Source organism: Succiniclasticum sp., assembly GCF_056977735.1.
The window spans coordinates 73289-91805 of record NZ_DBMCWA010000014.1; the positions used below are offsets into that span (position 1 = coordinate 73289).

Here is an 18517-nt window from a genome sequence, read left to right on the forward strand (position 1 = left end):
AAAGAATGGGGTTCGTTATGTTAGCGTTTATTAAAGAAAAAAAATCATTGTGGGAATATTTGAAAACAGTAGAAAAACCCATTGTCCTGTACGGAACCGGAGACGGGGCAGATAAAGTTTTGGACCGGCTGGCCGACTGTGGAATTACGGTATCTGGTATATTTGCCAGTGATGAGTTTGTCAGAGGACAGCAGTTTCATGGTTTTATCGTACGTAAATACAGTGAACTGCTGGCGCTCAGGGAAAACGTGATCGTGCTGATTGCGTTTGCCAGCGAGCTGCCGGAAATGCTGACGCGTTTTTATAAGCTGGCGCAGGTCCACGAAACCTATGCACCCCATGTGCCGGTTTTTTCCGGGGATGAAACGGTGACGCCGGAGTGGATAAATAAATATGAAACGGAATTGCAAATGGTTTACGGAAGGCTTGCAGACGCTGTTTCACGTGAAACGTTTGCAGCAGTTTTGAATTACAAACTAAGTGGAAAGCTTTTATATTTGGAGTCCTGTACAACAAAACGGAATGATGATCTGAAAGAAATTTTCTCTTTTGGTGATAGTGAAACCTATGTGGATGCAGGAGCCTATAACGGAGATACGATACAGGAATTTTTGGAACTGACGGATCATCAATACAAAAAAATTCTTGCATTGGAACCGGATCCTAAAAATTTTAAAAAGTTGGAAGAAAACATTCGGCAAAAAGCAATAGAAAACACAGTGTGCATTCCGGCAGGGGTGTGGAGCACGTGTGGCATAATGGAACTGAAAGGAAACGGGGGGAGGCAGTCAACGTTTTGGAAAGAGGGAACACTTACATTGGATAATATTCCGGAAAAGGAGAGTTTGAAGACCAAATGCATAATCAGTAATATGTCGCAGAAATCGTCTGTGCGTAAAAAAATTAAAGTGCAACAGATCGACGTTGTTTCTGTTGATGCAGTGTTAGGTAATGACCATGCAGATTATATGAAATTTGATGTGGAAGGCGTGGAAAAAGAAGCCCTTGAGGGAGCGGAACAGCATCTGATACCGGACAGAGATGGGAAATTACCAAAGTTGTTAATTGCGGCCTACCATCATGACGAGGATATTTTTTCCTTACCGCTGCTATTGTGGAAGCTTCAGCCACGGTACAGGGTTTATCTCCGTAAGCATCCCTATGTGCCTGCCTGGGAAATTAATTTTTTTGCTAAATAAGAAAGCAATTTTTGATATAGATGTTGTTCTGATAGAAAAATTTTACAAATACATTGTAGCATGAAAAACAGTAAAAAGTATGTAATTCATTACGAATTTGTGATAAAATGAAAGAAAAAAGCGTATCATTGTAAGCAGGAATATTTTACGCAATATCGAAAAAATAAATAAGTAGTATTTGCTAAAAACGAGCATTGCCGGAGACTCTGTTTTCATGAAAAAGAGAATCCGCACATTCATAGAAAAAATTTTTAAAGAAAGAAGGAGATTCTGCTATGAACAAAAAATTGTTGGGCGCTGCTGCATTAATGGCTATGGCTGCGGTAATGGCTGCAGGCTGCGGAGGCGGCGACAAAAAAGCGGCCGCGCCGGCTGCTGACGCGAAAAAAGGCCCGTCAGGAGAAGTAAGCGTTTACACTTCCATCTATCCTGATATCGTGGACAAGCTCTGCAAACCGAACGTTTCCAAAGCTTTCCCCAACCTGAAAGTAACCTGGTTCCAGAACGGCACGGAAAAACTGAAAACCAAGATCGCCGGCGAAATCAAAGCGAAAAAGATTGGCGCGGACGTGCTGATGGTTGCCGACCCCTCTTACTACCTGGCGCTGAAGAAACAGGGCCTGCTGATGAACTACAAATCGCCGCAGCTTAAAGACGTTGTGCTGGCAAGCGATCCGGACGGCGCCTGGCTGCCGGTCCGTGTTAACAATATGATCATTGCTTACAACAAGGATAAACTGGCCAAAGAAGATGTCCCCACCAGCTGGGAAGATCTGACCAAACCGAAATATAAAGGCAAGATCGCTATGCCGAACCCAATGCTGTCCGGTACGGCTTATGTAATGGTTGGCGCCATGGCTCTCGATTCCAGATTCGGCTGGGATTATTTCAAGAAACTGAAAGCCAACGGTCTGCGTGTGGAAGAAGGCAACTCCGCTATCCAGAACAAGCTGCTGACCGGCGAATACATGGCTGCTGTCATTTTGGAAGAAAACATCCTGAAGCTGCAGGAAACCAAGAAAGAACCCTTGGCGGTATGCTATCCGAAGGAAGGCTGCATCATCATCAATTCGCCTATCGGTATCTTCAAGGACACCAAGAATCCGGAAGCTGCCAAGGCGCTGGTTGACTGGTGGCTGAGCCCTGAAGGGCAGAAAGCCGTCACCGCAGGCTGGATGCATTCCGTCCGTGGCGACGTAAATCCGCCTAACGGCGCCGGCATCAAACTGGCCGACCTGAACAAGAATGCCATTAAGATCGATTGGGAAAAACTGGCATTTGAAGAAGGCAAAATCAAAGAAGCGTTCCGTACCAATGTTATGGAATAACAGCTTAACAAAAAATTGCACGGGTACATTATTAAAAATCTGAGTTGACAGGAAGCTGATCAGGGATCGTTTTGGCGGTCCCTGATTTCCCATTCCTTACGAAGCGCTGATTCAGGACGTATAGTGTTTTTTAAGAAAGGATTCCGACGAACTGCTCAGTTGTTTCCCGACTCTTACCGGAAGAACCGGGGAAAGGAGCGAAAGTGAAAAAATCTTTGCCCCGTCTCGATAGTAAATTTATTGTAATTGCTATCTCTGTACTGTTGCTGCTGTATTTTATTGTAATGCCCCTGCTGGTACTGATTTATGACAGCCTGTTCATCAACGGTGTCTTTGATATCAGCAACTATAAAGATGTTTACGGTAAAAAGGTAAACTGGAAGGCTCTGACCAATACGATACAGCTTTCGCTGATCGTTATGGTAGCCAGTGTTATTATTACGTTCCCGCTGGCCTGGCTGGTGGGCCGTACGGACCTGCCGGGAAAGAAAACCTTCCGGACAGTCCTGGTTGCCAGTTATATGATTCCGCCATATGTGGGCGCTATCGCCTGGGTCCAGCTATTGAATCCAAGCGTCGGGTACCTGAATGAGTTTTTTAAATTTATCTTCGGGTTACAGAAGGCGCCTTTCGATATATATACTATGGGCGGGCTGGCCTGGGTGCTTACGTTATTCTATTCACCCTTCGCCTTCATCACCATCTCCCGCGCCATGGAAAAAATGGATCCCACCCTGGAAGAAGCGGCCCGGATTTCCGGGTCTTCGCCGCTGAAAACACTGTGGGATGTGACCCTGCCTCTGATGATGCCGTCCATCGTGGCCGGCGGTCTGCTGGTATTCATCGCGGCGGCTTCCTGTTTCGGCATTCCGGCTATTGTAGGTATGCCGGGCAATATCGAAGTGATGACGACCCGTATCGTAACGTTCCTGTATATGGGTGACGATAAAGGCATTCGTGACGCCACGGCCCTTGCGGTTTCCATGATGGTGGTAGCCAACGGCCTCCTGATGTTCATGAGCTGGATGCTGAGCCACAAAGATTACACTACCATCAGCGGAAAAAGTACCCGCCCCAACATGGTGGAACTGGGGAAATGGAAATGGCCGGCCTTTGCCGTGGTGGCAGGCTATGCCTTCATCGCAGTGATCCTTCCTCTGTCCTCCATTGTTGTAACCTCGTTCCTGGTGAGTATGTCCAAAGGACTGGCGCTGGATAATTTCGGCATTGATGCCTGGATACCAGTAGTAACCAGTTCCCAGTATATGGAAAGCGTATGGCGTTCCATCGGTTACGGTATCGTGGCCGCCTGCATCGGTACGGTGCTGGCCCTGTTTGTTGCCTATCTTTCCGTTAAGACGAATATTACCGGCCGCAGCATACCGGACCTGCTGGTGGTGCTGGGGGGCGCTACCCCTTCCATCGTTATCGCTTTGGCCCTGATTGTCACATTCTCCGGAAATTACGGCCTTAACCTGTATTCCACAATGTGGATCCTGATAGTTTCCTATCTTGTTAAATATATGACCATGAGCGTCCGTACCATCGCCGCGTCCTTAAGCCAGGTGCATATCAGCCTGGAAGAAGCGGCTCTGAGTTCCGGCGCCAGCTGGATCCGTACCTGCAAGGATATCATCATGCCACTGGTTGCGCCTTCAATTGTAGCAGGCTGGTTCCTGATTTTCATGCCCAGCTTCTATGAACTGACTATGTCAAACCTGCTGTATGGCGCGGATACGAAATCGCTCGGCGTACTGCTGTACGAACTGCAGACCTATGCGGACACCCAGAATGCATCCGTTCTTTCGGTCATCATCCTGCTGATTGTTTTGATTGGCAATATCATTTTGAATAAGGTGACGAAAGGAAAGGTAAGCATCTAAACAGTTCCGAAAATTTTTCGGACGCCGGTTCCGGAGGCGACAGGTTGTTTACCGCCAGTTCCTTACGGATAAGAAAATTATGTAAAGCTGTGAAACGGAGGGAAAAGTAACGTGGCAGAGTTAAAGCTTCATCATATATATAAACGGTATGGCAATGTGACTGCGGTAGGGGATTTTAATATTGAAGTGGCGGACGGCGAGTTTATTTCATTCCTGGGTCCGTCCGGCTGTGGCAAAACTACCACGCTGCGGATGATTGCCGGCTTTGAAAAACCTACTGAAGGCGTGATCACGATAGGCGATCAGGAAGTCTCCAATGCGGAAAAGGGCTATTTTATGGCGCCGGAAAAACGCGGCATCGGCATGGTGTTCCAGAGTTACGCCGTGTGGCCTCATATGAATGTTATCGACAATGTAGGTTATCCGCTGAAAATCCAGAATGTGCCCAAAGAGGAACGACTGAAGCAGGTTATGCAGATGCTGGAGCTGGTTCATCTGAAAGAATACGGGGAACGTCTTCCCAGCCAGCTGTCCGGCGGACAGCAGCAGCGTGTGGCTCTGGCCCGCGCCCTGGTAGCCAAGCCCAGTCTGCTGCTGCTGGACGAACCTCTGTCCAACCTTGACGCCAAACTGCGGGAAAGCATGCGTTTTGAAATTTCCGCGATTCAAAAAGATCTGGGCATTACCGTAATATACGTTACCCATGATCAGAGTGAGGCCATGACTATGTCGGACCGGATCGTGGTTATGAGCATGGGTAAGGTGCAACAGATCGGAAAACCTTACGACGTTTATACAAAACCTGCCAACCAGATGGTGGCTGACTTTATCGGTCTGGTCAACTTTATTCCTGCTATGGCGAAAGGTGATCGGATTTTTATGCAGGGATATGATGCTATTTCCTTCCCCAACCCGAAAAAGATTTCCGGGGAGGCCGTGCTCGCTGTGCGCCCCGAAAACATTACCATTTCTAAAACCGGGGGTATGGTAGAAGGTGTCATGCATCACCGTTTCTATATGGGCGACAGCGTGGATTACCGAGTAAAAGTTAAAGATCACATTGTCCGTGTGATCCAGAAGGGCGCCGTGTACGGTACATACCGGGACGGGGAAACGGTTTTCCTTGATTTTGATAATGTGATGTACTTTGCGAAGGAAGAGTAAAGGACGCAAATAATATATTGATTTCCAATCCCACAATGGCGGCAGGGCAGTAACAAAAGAGATGTTACCGCCCTGTTTATTTATGGTATAATGCTGTTACAGGATATGTTGCCGCTGTAAAGGAATGCGGCTGGTATCCGGTGGCTTGCTCAATTTGTTAAATCGTTGCGGTTTCAGATGCCAGTTCATTTGTGATGCAGCACATTTATTTTACGAAAGATATGAGATCATCATGAAAAAGTTTTGTGTTCTACTTTTAGCGTTGTTGTGCCTGCTGATTCTGGAGGGCTGCGGTTCACAAAAACAGGATTCGCCTTCGGAAGGAGTCGTCCGGGTTTGCAGCAGCATGAACCGGAATCTTTCGAAAGCACTTGTTGAGGATTTTGCCAACAAGACAGGGATTATGGTGGAATTTGATCCGCTGGTTGCGACATCCTTACCCCAGCGCCTGGACTTGCTGGGTGCCAGCAAGGTAGATGTATGGATGGGCGGTTCAGCTGAAGAATATTATATGGCGGCGGAGCGCGATATGTTGGAGCCATACCTGCCTCTGGGAGCTTCTAATATTTCGCCCCAATATATGGATCGTGACGCAAGATGGGTTCCTCTGTCGATAGATTATATTGCGCTGCTAAGCAACCGGAACAATATGAACCGATTGGGAATTGAACCACCGGCATCATGGGATGAACTGCTGCAGCCTGTACTGCATAACGAAATCGCCATGGCGGATCTTGCTACCGGGGGGCCGTCCTATGGGCTGATTACTTCGTTATGGCAGTTACGCGGACAGGAAGCAGCGTTGCGGTTTGCTGGTGCTTTGCGTACACAGCAGGTGCAGTACCTGCCCACAGAAGCAAAGGCGGGATATGAAGTGTATCTTGGCAGAAAAGCAGTGGCGGTTATGTCGTTACACCATGCGCTGGCATTGGAAAGGGAACATTCTTTTTTATATGCTGCACCGGTGCGGGACGGGAACAAAAATATGATTACGGCGGCGGCGATTTTAAAAACCGGGGCTAAGCGAAAGGCTGCAGAGCGTTTTATGGAGTATCTGTATTCCAAGGAGGCGATGCAGATTATGCGTGAGTACCACCTGAATCCGCTGGCTGATATGGTGATGGATAAAAACAGGTACAATGATATTGGGACAGTTCCCAATGATGACCTGCGCTGGATGGCCGGGGAAAAGCAGGAACTGATTAAGAAATGGCTCAACGCAAAGTAGGATGGGAAGGATTTCAGGATGAACACAGATAATTTACAGCAGCTGAAACAAATAAAATGTTTTTTGTTTGATATGGATGGTACCATCAACCTGGGTATGGAACTGATCCCTGGCATGGAAGGATTCTTTGACAAATTAAAAGAAACCGGGCGCTCCTATTACCTGGTTACCAACAATTCATCCAAAGATCATACCCATTATGTCAAAAAGATGAATGCTATAGGTGTGCCGGTGACGAAGCATGATATCCTGATTTCTTCTGACGCGCTGGTTAACCACCTGAAGCACAGCAAACCGGGCGCCCGGCTCTTTGTATTGGGGACGCCGGAATTAAAGGCGGCGATACGGGAAGGCGGTTTTACACTGACTTCAGGTCTGGAAGAAAAAACGGATTATGTGGTGGTGGGATTTGATCAGACGCTGACCTATGAAACCCTGACCATTGCCTGCCGTCTGATTGACAGAGGGGTTCCATATATTGCGACCCATCCGGATGTACGCTGCCCTATTGAGGGTGGGGAGTATATTCCTGACACAGGGGCTTTTCTGGCCTGTATCAAAACCGCTACAGGCAAAGGACCGGAATATATTACAGGCAAGCCTTACGGTTATATGGTTGATACGGTGATGGAACGTACCGGCCTGAAAAAAGAAGAGATCGCCATGGTAGGCGATCGGCTGATGACGGATATCCGTTTTGGGACGGATAACGGTATTCTTTCGGTTTTGGTGCTGACCGGGGAAGCGACACTGGAAGATGTAGAAAATGGGGACGTGAAGCCGGATATTATACTTCCCCATGCGAAAGAGATATTGAAGTATTTATAAATCTACGCCAAACCGGCTACTTGATTTCAAATCGGAATGGAATCTCAGCGCTGATGAGGGAAAGCAATGGTACGTCTTCTTTTTTGACCTGGGCAATCACATTGCTGCGGGGATCCATGGGCTGGGGCGCGGTTAAAATCTGGAGTTCGCCTTTATAACGTCCGTACGTATTATTGTCGAGCAGGACAGTTCCTACCGGCAGCAGGGAAGATTTTTTCCCGTTAGCCAGATGCTGGGGGCCGGCGAATACGGCGGCATACTCTTTCGGCATTTCGATGATGAGTTTATTTTCGTTCCGTTCCGGAGTGATATCTAAACTTTTGGTAATGTTTCGGCTTTCTGCAGCACGAATTACATCTGCTGCAGGGTCGGGACGGTTGGTAAAGGAACGGGCCAGCAAATCTTTAATAAAAGGGGCATCCGATAAAACCTGAATATGTAATGGCAGCGGCACGTCCGGCTGCCATTCTTTTTTAGGGGGCAGGGCTTTGCGTGAGTAACGGGCATCTGCTTTGACCAAGGTCTCCGGATCAGCCAGGGCCTGCAGTTCCGACAGAGCCGGGTTACTGTCCCCGATAATCAGGCTGTCACAGCCGATGGCGGTCAGGATAGGAGCAGCATCACAGGGTGCGATGCCACGGAGACTTTCCATAGTTGGAAGGCCTGCGCACAGAGGAGCCCGCCTGCCGGTCTGGCTTGCAACAAAAACACCTGCTGTTATGTCGTGGCGGTGCAACAATGCATTTTGCCGCTGCACCGTTTCAGCGCTGAGACCGGTATGGGGACGTGGATAAAAATTGTGCAATCCGCTGATGCGGGAAAAGTCTGCACATTCTTTTAATAAAGCGTTTAACTGGACAGAACGGGCTGTAGAAGCGTTTATCTGCACATTCATTTCCCGGCTGAATTCCGCCATTATTTTTGGCCCGATTCCGTAATCAAAGCGGGCGGTGGTAATGTGGATATTTTTCAGACTGGCGGGCGTAAGTTCCGGTATGTCCAAAATCTGCAGCGTAAGGGGTGAAATGTCGGCAATTACTTCCAGCCCCAGACTTTCCGCAAAAGTGAAGAGACAAAGTGCGTCTTCTCGTAGCGCGTTACCATTGCATTCCGGAATATGCAGGGAAGTAAAGACCTTCCTGTAACCCAGCTCTGCAGCATCTAGCAATAGCTGCTGGCTTTTTTCCCTGTCCGCGTCAAGCCCGGGATATATGGAAATTCCTAATATCATGATAGTATTCTCCCGTAAGGATTGAGTTAATCAGCGTTTCATAAAATTTCTGTAGGTACTTAACTGTTTGAAACGTTTTGTGACTGCAATAGCATAAATCCCTAACTGCAAATTAAACTATTGTGGCAGATGAGCAGGTTCGTGTTGCCGTTCACTTCTGGAGGGCCTTCTTTAAACGCCCCTGACTTGCTCTCAGTTTTTGCAGTGCCGTCTCGTAATCAACATTGGCGAGGTGCATCAGAATAGCAGGCTTTACCGCCCCGTGGGACTGCTCCAGTAATGAATCTGCCGCTTCGCTGTCGCATCCGGAAGCTTCCATTAAGATGCGCCGGGCCCGGGCTTTCAATTTGTCGTTGGTACATTGCAGATCGACCATTAAATTACCGTATACTTTTCCCATCAGGATCATGCTTCCGGTGGAAAGCATGTTTAAAATCAGCTTTTGCGCCGTTCCGGCTTTCATGCGGGTAGAACCGGTGATGACCTCCGGTCCGGTGACTGCTGTCAGTGAAAGATTTGTGTAAGACGAAGTCTCTGGTTTTTCCGTGCAGGCGACATCAATGGCATAGGCACCGGTCCGTTGTGCAAACTTTAACGCGCCAATTACGTAAGGAGTTCTTCCAGATGCGGAGAGGCCGACCACAACGTCCAGATTTGTCAGGTTTTGCTTTTGCAGAGCTTCTGCTCCGGCTTCTTCGGAGTCTTCTGCTCCTTCCTGGGCACGAAAGATAGCCGGTGCGCCCCCGGCAATGATTCCCTGTATCAGTTCCGGTGGCGTGCTGTAAGTGGGCGGGCACTCGGCTGCATCTAAAATCCCCAGCCTTCCGGAAGTGCCGGAGCCGATATAAAACAAGCGGCCTCCGTGGGAAAGACGGTTAGCGATGACTGTTATTGCCCGGGAAATATTTGGCAGAATCTTTTTCACTGCTTTCGGTACAGTCTGGTCTTCTGCGTTAATCAGTTTTACAATTTCCAGCGCGGAAGCTTCGTCGATGGCTGTTGTTTTTGGATTCGGCTGTTCTGTAGTCAGTTTTGTTAAATCAATCATGGTTTTTCCTTTCGGTGAGGAAGTGTTTATGTAATTACATTAAGTTTTGCAATGTGGAAGTATTAGGTTTTAAAATAATTATATCCTAAATAACACAGTGTGGCAAAACTAAATTGGATGATTTATATAATATCATTGAAGGACTTTACATTAAGAAGTTTTCGTCAGTATTTCTTTATGATTTCTCCATTTTTGCATTGACCCTGTAAGCAGTTTATATTATGATAAGTAAGAACTGTCAGAATTCATACGATGGTTTGGAATGCGTTCTCAGCTTTTTGAGGGGAGTGCCGATGCATCTGGGCGGCACTGTAAAAGGAGAAAACAGAATTATGAACAAGAAGATACCGTATATTACAAAAGAAAAAGCAGAACAGATTGCAAAGAATTTCCCGACGCCTTTTTATCTGTATGATGAGGCTGGGATTCGCAAAACAGCCCGTCTGGTGAATAAAGCGTTTGGCTGGAATAAAGGGTTTAAAGAATATTTTGCGGTGAAGGCTACTCCTAACCCGTATATTCTGCAGATTTTGAAGGAAGAGGGTTGCGGCGCCGACTGCTCTTCCCTGACCGAATTACAGATGAGTCACGCTGTTGGACTGACCGGTCATGACATAATGTTCAGTTCCAACGAAACGCCGGTGGAAGATATGCAGCTGGCAAAAAAAATGGGTGCCATTATCAATCTGGATGACCTGACGCATGTGGAATTTTTGGACCAGGTAGCAGGCATTCCTGAAACGATCTGCTGCCGGTTTAATCCCGGCGGTCACTTTGCCATTGCCAACAGCATTATGGATAACCCCGGCGATTCCAAATACGGAATGACCCGGGAGCAGATGGTGGAAGCCTATAAGATTCTGATGCAGAAAGGCGCGAAGCGTTTTGGCATTCATGCATTCCTTGCTTCCAACACCGTGACCAACGAGTATTACCCGGAACTGGCCCGGCAGCTGTTTACACTGGCCGTAGAACTGAAAAGCGAAACCGGTGCGGATATTACATTTATTAATTTATCAGGCGGTGTGGGTATTGCCTATCGGCCTGAACAGGCGGAAAACGATATCCTTGCTATCGGAGAAGGGGTGCGTAAAGTTTTTGAAGAAGTGCTGGTGCCTGCCGGCATGGAGAACGTAAAACTGTTCACCGAAATGGGCCGTTTTATGTTGGCGCCTTACGGCGCGGTGGTTACCCGTGCAATCCATGAAAAACATATTTATAAAGAATATATCGGTGTGGATGCCTGTGCTGCGAACCTGATGCGTCCTGCTATGTACGGATCATACCACCATATTACCGTATTAGGCAAAGAAGAGGCAGAGCGTTCCCATGTTTACGATGTGGTAGGCGGCTTATGTGAAAACAACGACAAGTTTGCCATTGACCGGGAGCTCCCGGAAATCCAAAAAGGCGATTTGCTGTTTATCCACGATGCCGGGGCCCACGGCTTTTCTATGGGTTATAATTACAATGGGAAGCTGCGCAGCGCGGAACTGCTGTTGCAGGAAAACGGCGGTGTGAAGATGATTCGTCGTGCGGAAGAGCCGAAGGACTACTTCGCTACATTTGATTTCAGCAATGATTTCCCGGAACTGAAAACATTTTAAAGCTAAAAGACTATATACGAAGAAAAAACAAAAGCCCCGCAGTTGTTCTATTCAGATAAATAACTGCGGGTATTTTTCTGTGATTTGCAGACGCTGCAGAAAAACAAAAAAAGTAAAATAAGAATATTACTGTGTTTTTTAAGAAAACTCCAATCACATCGTCTGTTTTCGTAAATCGGAACCCAGGGCCCGGACTTCGTCTGCTGATTCTGTTTCCGTCAGTACGTAGAGGAAGTCACCCGCACGCAGGATAGTGTTTCCTTCCGGTACCAACTGGTCCGGTCCTCGTTTTACGTCTACCAGCAGCGTATGTTCAGGCCAGGGAATGTCCCTGACCTTTTTGTTTTCGATGATACTTCCGCTGCTGACCGGAACTTCCACGATGTCCCTTTCTTCTTTTATCATGTCCGGGTCTGGCGTACTGTTATCCTGCAGATTCTTTAGGAGCAAGGCCTCATAGATAGGCTGGCTTCCGCACAGTTGTGCTACGATATACGCAACAGCCGATGCGATACCTAAGATCATAAGGTGGGAAAAACTGCCGGTCATCTCGCTGATCAGTACCGTCCCGGTGATGGGGGCCCGTACCGAAGCCGAAAAAAAAGCGGCCATGGCGATGACGATAACATTGGCAGCATGATTGGCTGCGATCAGTTGAAATGCCAGCAGGAAATGGGCGCAAATGCTGCCTGTCAAAGCACCTAATACCAGCATCGGTAAGAAAAATCCGCCTGGAACGCCGGTTCCGTAGCTGATCAGGGTGAACAGGAACTTTCCCATCAATAAGGCTACAAGGAGCTGCAGGGGGAAGGTTTTTAACGCCAGTTCGTTGACCAGCAGATTTCCTCCTCCCAGGACCTGGGGCAGGACAAAACCGAGCAGTCCCGCACAAAGCAGTGAAAAGGCGATTTTATGATATAGGCTCTTAAATATGGAAAGATTATAGAATTTGCTTATGTTTAACAGTCCGGTGTTGAACATTACACCGCCGATTCCGGCGATGATTGAAATGGCGACTGCGTATAGCAGGTGGGGATAGGGGAAGGGCGGCAGCCCGTAAAAGCTGAAAATAAAACTGCGACCAAATAACAGACGGGAGACAAAGGTGGCTGTCATGGCTGCTGTCATAGCAGGCAGCAAAACGACAGCGGAAAAGTTGCGATGCAGTTCTTCCAGTGAGAAGATGACGCCGGCCAGTGGTGCGTTAAAAGCGGCGGCCAGTCCTGCACCGGCTCCACTGGTGATCAGATAACGTTCTTCCATGCGTGAACGTCCCCAGAAACGGCTTACGCCCTGAGCCGTAACAGCGCCTAACTGGATCGAGGGGCCTTCCCGGCCCAGGGAAAGACCGGCGCCCAATCCAATGACGCCTCCTGCCAGCTTGACCCATAAAATGCGAAACCAGTTCATCCGCATAAAACCCAGAATGACACCTTTGACCTGGGGGATACCCGAGCCTCCGGCCATGGGTTCATATGTTGTCAGTTTATATAAAATGCCTCCGATACCCAAAAGGGCGACAAACCAGCCTGCTGTATAGATATCAGGCAGCTGCGCCAGCTGTTCGTACAGATTGGTGCGCCATTCTTCTGCTTTTGTCAGCAGAAAGCGGAACAGACTGATGACGAGGCCCGAAAAGATGCCGACGATAATCCCTTCCCAGAACAATTTGAATTGAAAACTGTTCCAGTGGTTTAAAGACTGATACGTGTTTACAATCTGAGAGCGGGTGGCGGAATCTGCAGTTTTCTTAGTGTTGATTTGGTACTGTTTAATCTGCATAAAAGCGGTTCCTTGTCTAGAAATAGTTATTTCTTATTATATCATCATTACTCTGACGGGCAATAAGAAAAAATGTATTAAAAAGAGGTATAGATCAACATTTTTAATATTGTTTATGCTATAATGTTAAAAATGTTTCACGTGAAATTATCGCTTCGGGAAAGGCGGAAGCGGCCATTATGAAGCTGACGATTGCAAAAGATATGCGGGTGGAACAGATGATATCGAAAAGCCGGTTTATCTGTTCCCTGAAAAAAGTGAAAACAGAAGATGAGGCTCAGGAATTTATCAAAGCGGTTAAGAAAGAATTCTGGGATGCCACCCATAATTGCAGTGCATATATTATTGACGGACAGCACCAGCGGTCCAGCGATGACGGAGAACCGTCCGGCACGGCGGGTATGCCGATGTTAGGAGTGCTGCGCAAACAGGAACTGCAACAAGTGGCGGCGGTAGTGACACGGTACTTCGGCGGCATCAAACTAGGGGCCGGCGGATTGGTGCGGGCCTATGCGGGCAGTGTCGTTCAGGCAATTGAAGCGGCAGGGCTGGCGCAAGAGGTTAAGATGGGACTGTATATTTTTTCCTGTAATCCGGGCGAGGCCGGAAAGATTACAAATTTGCTGTATCAGCAGCAGTTATTTACATTGACGGATGTTGCATACGGGAACAGAGTGAATTTTACCCTTCGTATGCCGGAAGAGCTGCGAATGAAGGCAGAAGCATGGCTGACCGACACACTGCAAAAGCAGACGGAACTGACGGAAGCCGGGTACGAATCCGAAGAGATTCCCTTTAAAGGATAAAAAACGAAGGAACAGGTCTTCAGAGGAGCTTGCATTACATATAATTACGCGGGAGAGTTTTATGCGTGCTGATTTACATATACATACGACGGCATCTGACGGGACATGGGACCCGGCTCAGGTCATAGCGGCTGTTTGTGCTGAAGGGATTGAAGTGTTTGCCATTTCGGATCATGACAGCGTGGCAAATGTCACAGAGACAAAAAAGCTTGCAGAAGGCGCAGGGTTACAGTTTATTGCCGGAGTTGAACTGAATGCTACTAAAGATGGCCATAATTATCATATTTTAGGCTACGGTATCGATATAACAAACAAAACATTGCTGGAGCTCTGTCGGCACAATCAGGGGCTGCTGGAACGGAAAGACGATGACAGCATACAGAATCTGATCGCCCGGGGCTGGCCGCTCTCCATGGAAGAGTTTACTGAGTACTCTTACGATCCGCACCGGGGTGGATGGAAAGCATTAGCGTACCTGCAGGACAAACAGCTTTGCGGAGATGTAAACGACTTTTTCAGACGTATTTTTACGGCAGAAAACGATCTTGGGTTCCCGGATTTCCCGTCAGTTTCCGAAGTGGTAAAGGTAATCCATCAGGCAGGAGGCCTTGCCCTTTGCGCCCATCTGGCCAGTGATTTTCACGGTGCAGGCATGCAGGAATACCTGCCCCGGCTGGTGGGTGAGGAACTGGATGGATTTGAGTGTTATCATTCTGGTCACAGTGCGGAAGACAGCCGTCTGCTGGCTCACTTTTGCCGTCGTCATAAATTGTGTATATCCGGCGGCAGTGACTGCCATGGAAGCTTCGTCCCATCCCGGCATTTGGGAATTCCTGTAATTGATACAGATTCGTTGTATTTGCCTGTGTTACAACAGTGAAAAAAAGCGCGAAATACCGCGCTTTTTTTATATCATGGTGATGATTGTTTTCCATATGTTAGTTGCCGGATAGGTTCTTCCAGCCTTTGGAAAAATAGTAAATCAGTACAGTATAATACGTAAAGGCGCCTGCTGTCGTCCGTGAGGAAAGCCAGGAGGGGAAAACCAAAAATGCAAGAATGAGGAAGAGTGCGCTGAAGACGATGCCCAAAACAGACGAAGGCGAAAAATTCTTTGTAATGAAGGCATTGCGGATGCGCAGTACGGAAAAGAGGCTGTTCCGCGAAGCGAAGATTCCGAAAAAGAAGCCGCTGACAATATATAAAGCTGTGTTAACAATCTGGCTGAAAGTTAATCCGTTCAATCCGGGCTGCATAAAAATACCTCCGGCTGTTCCATAAGTACTGTAAAAAAGAAAATGTAATACGACACAGTTGTGTTACAATTATAATATATAATAAGATCGTATGTAAAACGGAAAACAGAAAGCAGGTGCTTACGATGACAGAGACTGCGTTACAGGGAATAAAGGTAATTGATTTTTCACAGTGGCTGCCAGGACAGTATTGCGGAATGGTACTGGCGGATTTCGGGGCTGATGTGATAAAGGTAGAAGGTGTGAAGGGGGATCCCAATCGTAGTTTTGCACCGCAGCTGGCAGATGGAATGAGCAGCTGGAACCTGGCATTGAACCGTAATAAAAGAGGAATTACCGTTAATCTGAAAACAGAAGAAGGAAAAGAAATCCTGAAATGTTTATTAAGGCAGGCAGACGTATTTCTGGAGGGGTTTCGCCCCGGCTATCTGCAGTCCAAAGGACTCGGGTACGAAGAAGTAAAAATGATGAACCCGCGTCTGATTTACTGTTCCATAAGCGGTTTCGGACAGGAGGGAAGGTACAGACAGCAGCCTGCCCACGATTTGAATATTATTGGTCTTTCCGGCATGAATTTTTTAAACGATAGGAATAAGGTGGCCATCAGCGAGGTACAGGTTTCGGCTATCGGCAGCAGCCTGAACGCGGTTGCGGCTATTTCCATGGCACTGTTTGCACGGGAACGAAGCGGGAAAGGACAGTATATCGATGTAAGCCTGTACAATACGGCGTTGAGTATGCAGATTGTTTCTCTGGCCAGCATATTGGGCTGCAGGGCGACAGGGGACACACCGTTTGGCCGCCGTGCCCATTATTACGATGTATATCCGACGAAAGACGGAAAATATATCAGTGTAGGTACAATTGAACCGAAATTCTGGCAAAAGTTCTGTGATATGATCGAACTGCCGGAGTTAAAGGAGCGGCAGTTCGATTTTGCCCATGAAGATGAAATCACTCAGATGATAAGTTCCAGACTTAAAACAAAAACCCGGGATGAATGGGCAGCATTGGCGGAAAACGGTACATTTTGTGTAACGCCGGTATACAGCCCTGAAGAGGTATTGGATCGGGATATGACTGCAACGTCCGGTATGCTGGAAACGCGGAGAGAAGATATTGGCCCGGTTACGTACCTGCGCTCACCAATGAAACTATCCGGTACGCCTGCCATTATCCGTTTTCGCGCTCCCTATTCAGGAGAACATAACCGTGAAGTGCTGGAAATGTTGGGTTATACTGAAGAAGTGATTACAGGGTTCGAAGCAAAAGGAGTTATTTGAAGTCCGCATTTTTGCGGGAGTAAACAGGATTCGTATCAGTTTTTATGTAAATTAGATGAAGGCAGCAAGGAGTTTCACGTGAAACATTTATATAAAATAATTCTCACCATGCTCTGTCTATTGGGCATAACCTGTTCTGTCCAGTCAACTGCAGAAGCAGGCATGATCAGTGAGAAGCAGGAACTGGAAATGGGCAGAGCGGCAGCAGAACAGATAGAAGCACGCTACGGTTTGATCCATGACCCACAGATTACAGAGCGGGTAGACCGTATCGGGCAAAGCCTGGCGGATGTTTGCGGCCGAAAAAATTTGAAGTTTACCTTTAAAGTGCTGAATACGGAAGAAGTAAACGCTCTTGCCTGTCCCGGGGGGTATATATATGTTTTCAAGGGATTGCTTGATTATATGCCATCTGATGCGGAACTGGCAGGTGTATTGGGCCATGAGATAGGTCATGTGGTAAAACGGCACACGGTACATCAGATTGAAAAAAATATGTGGACACAGCTGGTGGCAGTACTAGCCGGAGTTGCTTCCGGCAACGGAGATGTTCTTGCATTAGGGATGGTGGTCGGTGATGCGCTGGCTGCCGGATACAGCCGGGCTGATGAAAGCGCTGCTGACCGAGAGGGTTTTGCCTATACAGTAAAAGCCGGTTACAGTCCGTATGCCATGCTGGTGACCATGCATAAATTGCAGGAACTGGCTGACGAATACGGAAATCCGGGCTGGGGGATTTTTGACAGTCATCCCGATCCGGCGCAGCGTATACGGAATATGTATAAGCTGATGGATCCGCTGAGGATTACGCCTTCGCCTGTACAGAACAGCGATGATACGGCAAGTGTGCAGGAAACCTTTGCTGAAAATCAAGGGACATGGAATTTCCGGATAACGGAAACCGCAGGCGGCAACAAACCTCTGTACCGGGCTGAGTTGCTGGCTGGAGCCATGTATCAGGTCAGACAGAAAGAAAAAATTGAGCCGTCACATTTTATTGTATTTGAAACAAGTGACAGGGCGGAAATATATTATGAAGATATTCAGCTGCTCGCAGTGTACCGGCAGGACGCGGAAAGATTTGGGAGCATTGGAGCCTGCGCTGCGGATTGCGTTGAACAATTCCGGATATGGGCTGACAAGGTTAATTGTACAAAAGCAGTTGCAAAATAATAAACAATTGGATAAAATTTATAAAAAGGGGTCTTGGTAAAAAAGATTCGCTTTAAAATAGGTAGGTAGATGATTACAGGGGAGAGTGAATACTATGACAAAAGCAAAGAAATGGGGAAAAAGACTTAAATCCACTATAGCAGTCAGCACTCTGGGAATAGTTTTGGGATTAACCGCTTTACCTGCAGTACCTGCCCATGCCGGCGTTGTAGGCGGCGTTCTCGGAACTGTTGTGGCGGGAGCGGCTGCGTATCAGCAGCTGGATAAAACAATTGATTACTTTGACAACACAGAGCAGGGGCGGAGAGAATTATTTGCAGCTTTTCAGGAAAAACAGGGCGTTGTGGATAATCCCTATCTGCAAGGTGTGTTAGACAGGGTGATGAGCAGGGTCAGTGCCGGTATTGCTGCATCGGATCCCAGCATTAATAAAAAACCGTATCTCTATTTTATTAATGAAGACAAGTCTTTTAACGCAGCTTGTTCCATGGGTCATGTTATGACGGTCAATCAGGGTCTGTTCGACCTGATTCAGAACGAAGATGAAATTGCTGTCGTCCTGGGACATGAGATGGGACATGGGCAAAAGAACCATGTGGCCAAAGCTGCCAGGAAACGGCTGATTTCAGCGATCGGGCTCACGGCGATTGCAAATTCGACCGGTGCCGGGGTGCTGAATAATCTGGTTTTAAATGTACTTT

The 18517-nt window shown here is 47.5% G+C and carries 16 protein-coding genes; 12 read left to right on the plus strand and 4 right to left on the minus strand.

The genetic code is table 11. The annotated features are described in order from the left end of the window. The first annotated feature begins 17 nt into the window (after positions 1-17). The 6 genes from ACZOWY_RS08995 to ACZOWY_RS09020 all read left to right on the plus strand — a co-directional run bounded on the left by ACZOWY_RS08995 (position 18) and on the right by ACZOWY_RS09020 (position 7630). A complete protein-coding gene (locus ACZOWY_RS08995) occupies positions 18-1199 on the plus strand; it encodes an FkbM family methyltransferase (protein WP_484395919.1) in 1182 nt (393 codons plus the stop codon). Positions 1200-1474: 275 nt separating this feature from the next. After that, positions 1475-2527: an ABC transporter substrate-binding protein gene (locus tag ACZOWY_RS09000; protein ID WP_484395924.1), complete on the plus strand. Its 1053-nt coding sequence runs from the start codon at positions 1475-1477 to the stop codon at positions 2525-2527. Between the two features lie 203 nt (positions 2528-2730). Continuing rightward, positions 2731-4410, plus strand: a complete 1680-nt coding sequence (locus ACZOWY_RS09005; protein ID WP_484395929.1) for an ABC transporter permease — start codon at positions 2731-2733, stop codon at positions 4408-4410. Positions 4411-4521: 111 nt separating this feature from the next. Continuing rightward, complete coding sequence (locus ACZOWY_RS09010; RefSeq protein ID WP_484395934.1) at positions 4522-5574, plus strand: ABC transporter ATP-binding protein; 1053 nt, start codon at positions 4522-4524, stop codon at positions 5572-5574. A gap of 232 nt (positions 5575-5806) precedes the next feature. Beyond that, complete coding sequence (locus ACZOWY_RS09015) at positions 5807-6802, plus strand: ABC transporter substrate-binding protein (RefSeq protein ID WP_484395939.1); 996 nt, start codon at positions 5807-5809, stop codon at positions 6800-6802. 18 nt (positions 6803-6820) lie between these two features. Beyond that, positions 6821-7630 (plus strand): HAD-IIA family hydrolase, encoded by an 810-nt coding sequence (locus ACZOWY_RS09020; protein ID WP_484395944.1) that lies wholly within the window; start codon positions 6821-6823, stop codon positions 7628-7630. 16 nt (positions 7631-7646) lie between these two features. Here the strand turns inward: ACZOWY_RS09020 and ACZOWY_RS09025 are convergent, their stop codons facing one another. Both ACZOWY_RS09025 and murQ read right to left on the minus strand, forming a co-directional pair. After that, on the minus strand, positions 7647-8861 hold the full coding sequence (locus tag ACZOWY_RS09025; RefSeq protein WP_484395949.1) for a MupG family TIM beta-alpha barrel fold protein: 1215 nt from the start codon (positions 8859-8861) through the stop codon (positions 7647-7649). Between the two features lie 151 nt (positions 8862-9012). Beyond that, complete coding sequence (murQ, locus tag ACZOWY_RS09030; RefSeq protein WP_484395952.1) at positions 9013-9909, minus strand: N-acetylmuramic acid 6-phosphate etherase; 897 nt, start codon at positions 9907-9909, stop codon at positions 9013-9015. Between the two features lie 332 nt (positions 9910-10241). Between murQ and ACZOWY_RS09035 the strand changes: the two genes are divergently transcribed. Continuing rightward, a complete protein-coding gene (locus tag ACZOWY_RS09035) occupies positions 10242-11516 on the plus strand; it encodes a diaminopimelate decarboxylase (protein WP_484395957.1) in 1275 nt (424 codons plus the stop codon). 153 nt (positions 11517-11669) lie between these two features. Here the strand turns inward: ACZOWY_RS09035 and ACZOWY_RS09040 are convergent, their stop codons facing one another. Further along, positions 11670-13298: a ClC family H(+)/Cl(-) exchange transporter gene (locus tag ACZOWY_RS09040; protein WP_484395963.1), complete on the minus strand. Its 1629-nt coding sequence runs from the start codon at positions 13296-13298 to the stop codon at positions 11670-11672. Positions 13299-13477: 179 nt separating this feature from the next. On the opposite strand from ACZOWY_RS09040, the gene ACZOWY_RS09045 reads away from it, so the two are divergent. Both ACZOWY_RS09045 and ACZOWY_RS09050 read left to right on the plus strand, forming a co-directional pair. Beyond that, entirely contained in the window at positions 13478-14104 is a 627-nt protein-coding gene (locus ACZOWY_RS09045; protein ID WP_484395968.1) for a YigZ family protein, read from the plus strand. A 61-nt stretch (positions 14105-14165) separates the two neighbouring features. Beyond that, a complete protein-coding gene (locus ACZOWY_RS09050) occupies positions 14166-14984 on the plus strand; it encodes a PHP domain-containing protein (RefSeq protein WP_484395972.1) in 819 nt (272 codons plus the stop codon). A 58-nt stretch (positions 14985-15042) separates the two neighbouring features. Here ACZOWY_RS09050 and ACZOWY_RS09055 read toward each other — a convergent pair whose 3' ends face one another. Then, positions 15043-15360: a hypothetical protein gene (locus ACZOWY_RS09055; protein ID WP_484395974.1), complete on the minus strand. Its 318-nt coding sequence runs from the start codon at positions 15358-15360 to the stop codon at positions 15043-15045. Between the two features lie 125 nt (positions 15361-15485). Between ACZOWY_RS09055 and ACZOWY_RS09060 the strand changes: the two genes are divergently transcribed. From ACZOWY_RS09060 to ACZOWY_RS09070, 3 genes are all read left to right on the plus strand, one after another. After that, a complete protein-coding gene (locus ACZOWY_RS09060) occupies positions 15486-16643 on the plus strand; it encodes a CaiB/BaiF CoA transferase family protein (RefSeq protein WP_484395976.1) in 1158 nt (385 codons plus the stop codon). A gap of 162 nt (positions 16644-16805) precedes the next feature. Then, entirely contained in the window at positions 16806-17816 is a 1011-nt protein-coding gene (locus tag ACZOWY_RS09065; RefSeq protein WP_484395982.1) for a M48 family metallopeptidase, read from the plus strand. Between the two features lie 94 nt (positions 17817-17910). Beyond that, a partial coding sequence (locus ACZOWY_RS09070) for a M48 family metalloprotease (protein ID WP_484395986.1) occupies positions 17911-18517 on the plus strand: 607 nt, incomplete at its 3' end.

What these genes read in the sequence shown, in the direction of transcription:
- murQ (WP_484395952.1), bottom strand. Translation starts at nt 9,909, where the DNA reads ATGATTGATTTAACAAAACTGACTACAGAACAGCCGAATCCAAAAACA.
- ACZOWY_RS09035 (WP_484395957.1), top strand. Translation starts at nt 10,242, where the DNA reads ATGAACAAGAAGATACCGTATATTACAAAAGAAAAAGCAGAACAGATT.
- ACZOWY_RS09050 (WP_484395972.1), top strand. Translation starts at nt 14,166, where the DNA reads ATGCGTGCTGATTTACATATACATACGACGGCATCTGACGGGACATGG.
- ACZOWY_RS09060 (WP_484395976.1), top strand. Translation starts at nt 15,486, where the DNA reads ATGACAGAGACTGCGTTACAGGGAATAAAGGTAATTGATTTTTCACAG.
- ACZOWY_RS09025 (WP_484395949.1), bottom strand. Translation starts at nt 8,861, where the DNA reads ATGATATTAGGAATTTCCATATATCCCGGGCTTGACGCGGACAGGGAA.
- ACZOWY_RS09045 (WP_484395968.1), top strand. Translation starts at nt 13,478, where the DNA reads ATGAAGCTGACGATTGCAAAAGATATGCGGGTGGAACAGATGATATCG.
- ACZOWY_RS09065 (WP_484395982.1), top strand. Translation starts at nt 16,806, where the DNA reads ATGATCAGTGAGAAGCAGGAACTGGAAATGGGCAGAGCGGCAGCAGAA.
- ACZOWY_RS08995 (WP_484395919.1), top strand. Translation starts at nt 18, where the DNA reads ATGTTAGCGTTTATTAAAGAAAAAAAATCATTGTGGGAATATTTGAAA.
- ACZOWY_RS09020 (WP_484395944.1), top strand. Translation starts at nt 6,821, where the DNA reads ATGAACACAGATAATTTACAGCAGCTGAAACAAATAAAATGTTTTTTG.
- ACZOWY_RS09000 (WP_484395924.1), top strand. Translation starts at nt 1,475, where the DNA reads ATGAACAAAAAATTGTTGGGCGCTGCTGCATTAATGGCTATGGCTGCG.
- ACZOWY_RS09040 (WP_484395963.1), bottom strand. Translation starts at nt 13,298, where the DNA reads ATGCAGATTAAACAGTACCAAATCAACACTAAGAAAACTGCAGATTCC.
- ACZOWY_RS09015 (WP_484395939.1), top strand. Translation starts at nt 5,807, where the DNA reads ATGAAAAAGTTTTGTGTTCTACTTTTAGCGTTGTTGTGCCTGCTGATT.
- ACZOWY_RS09055 (WP_484395974.1), bottom strand. Translation starts at nt 15,360, where the DNA reads ATGCAGCCCGGATTGAACGGATTAACTTTCAGCCAGATTGTTAACACA.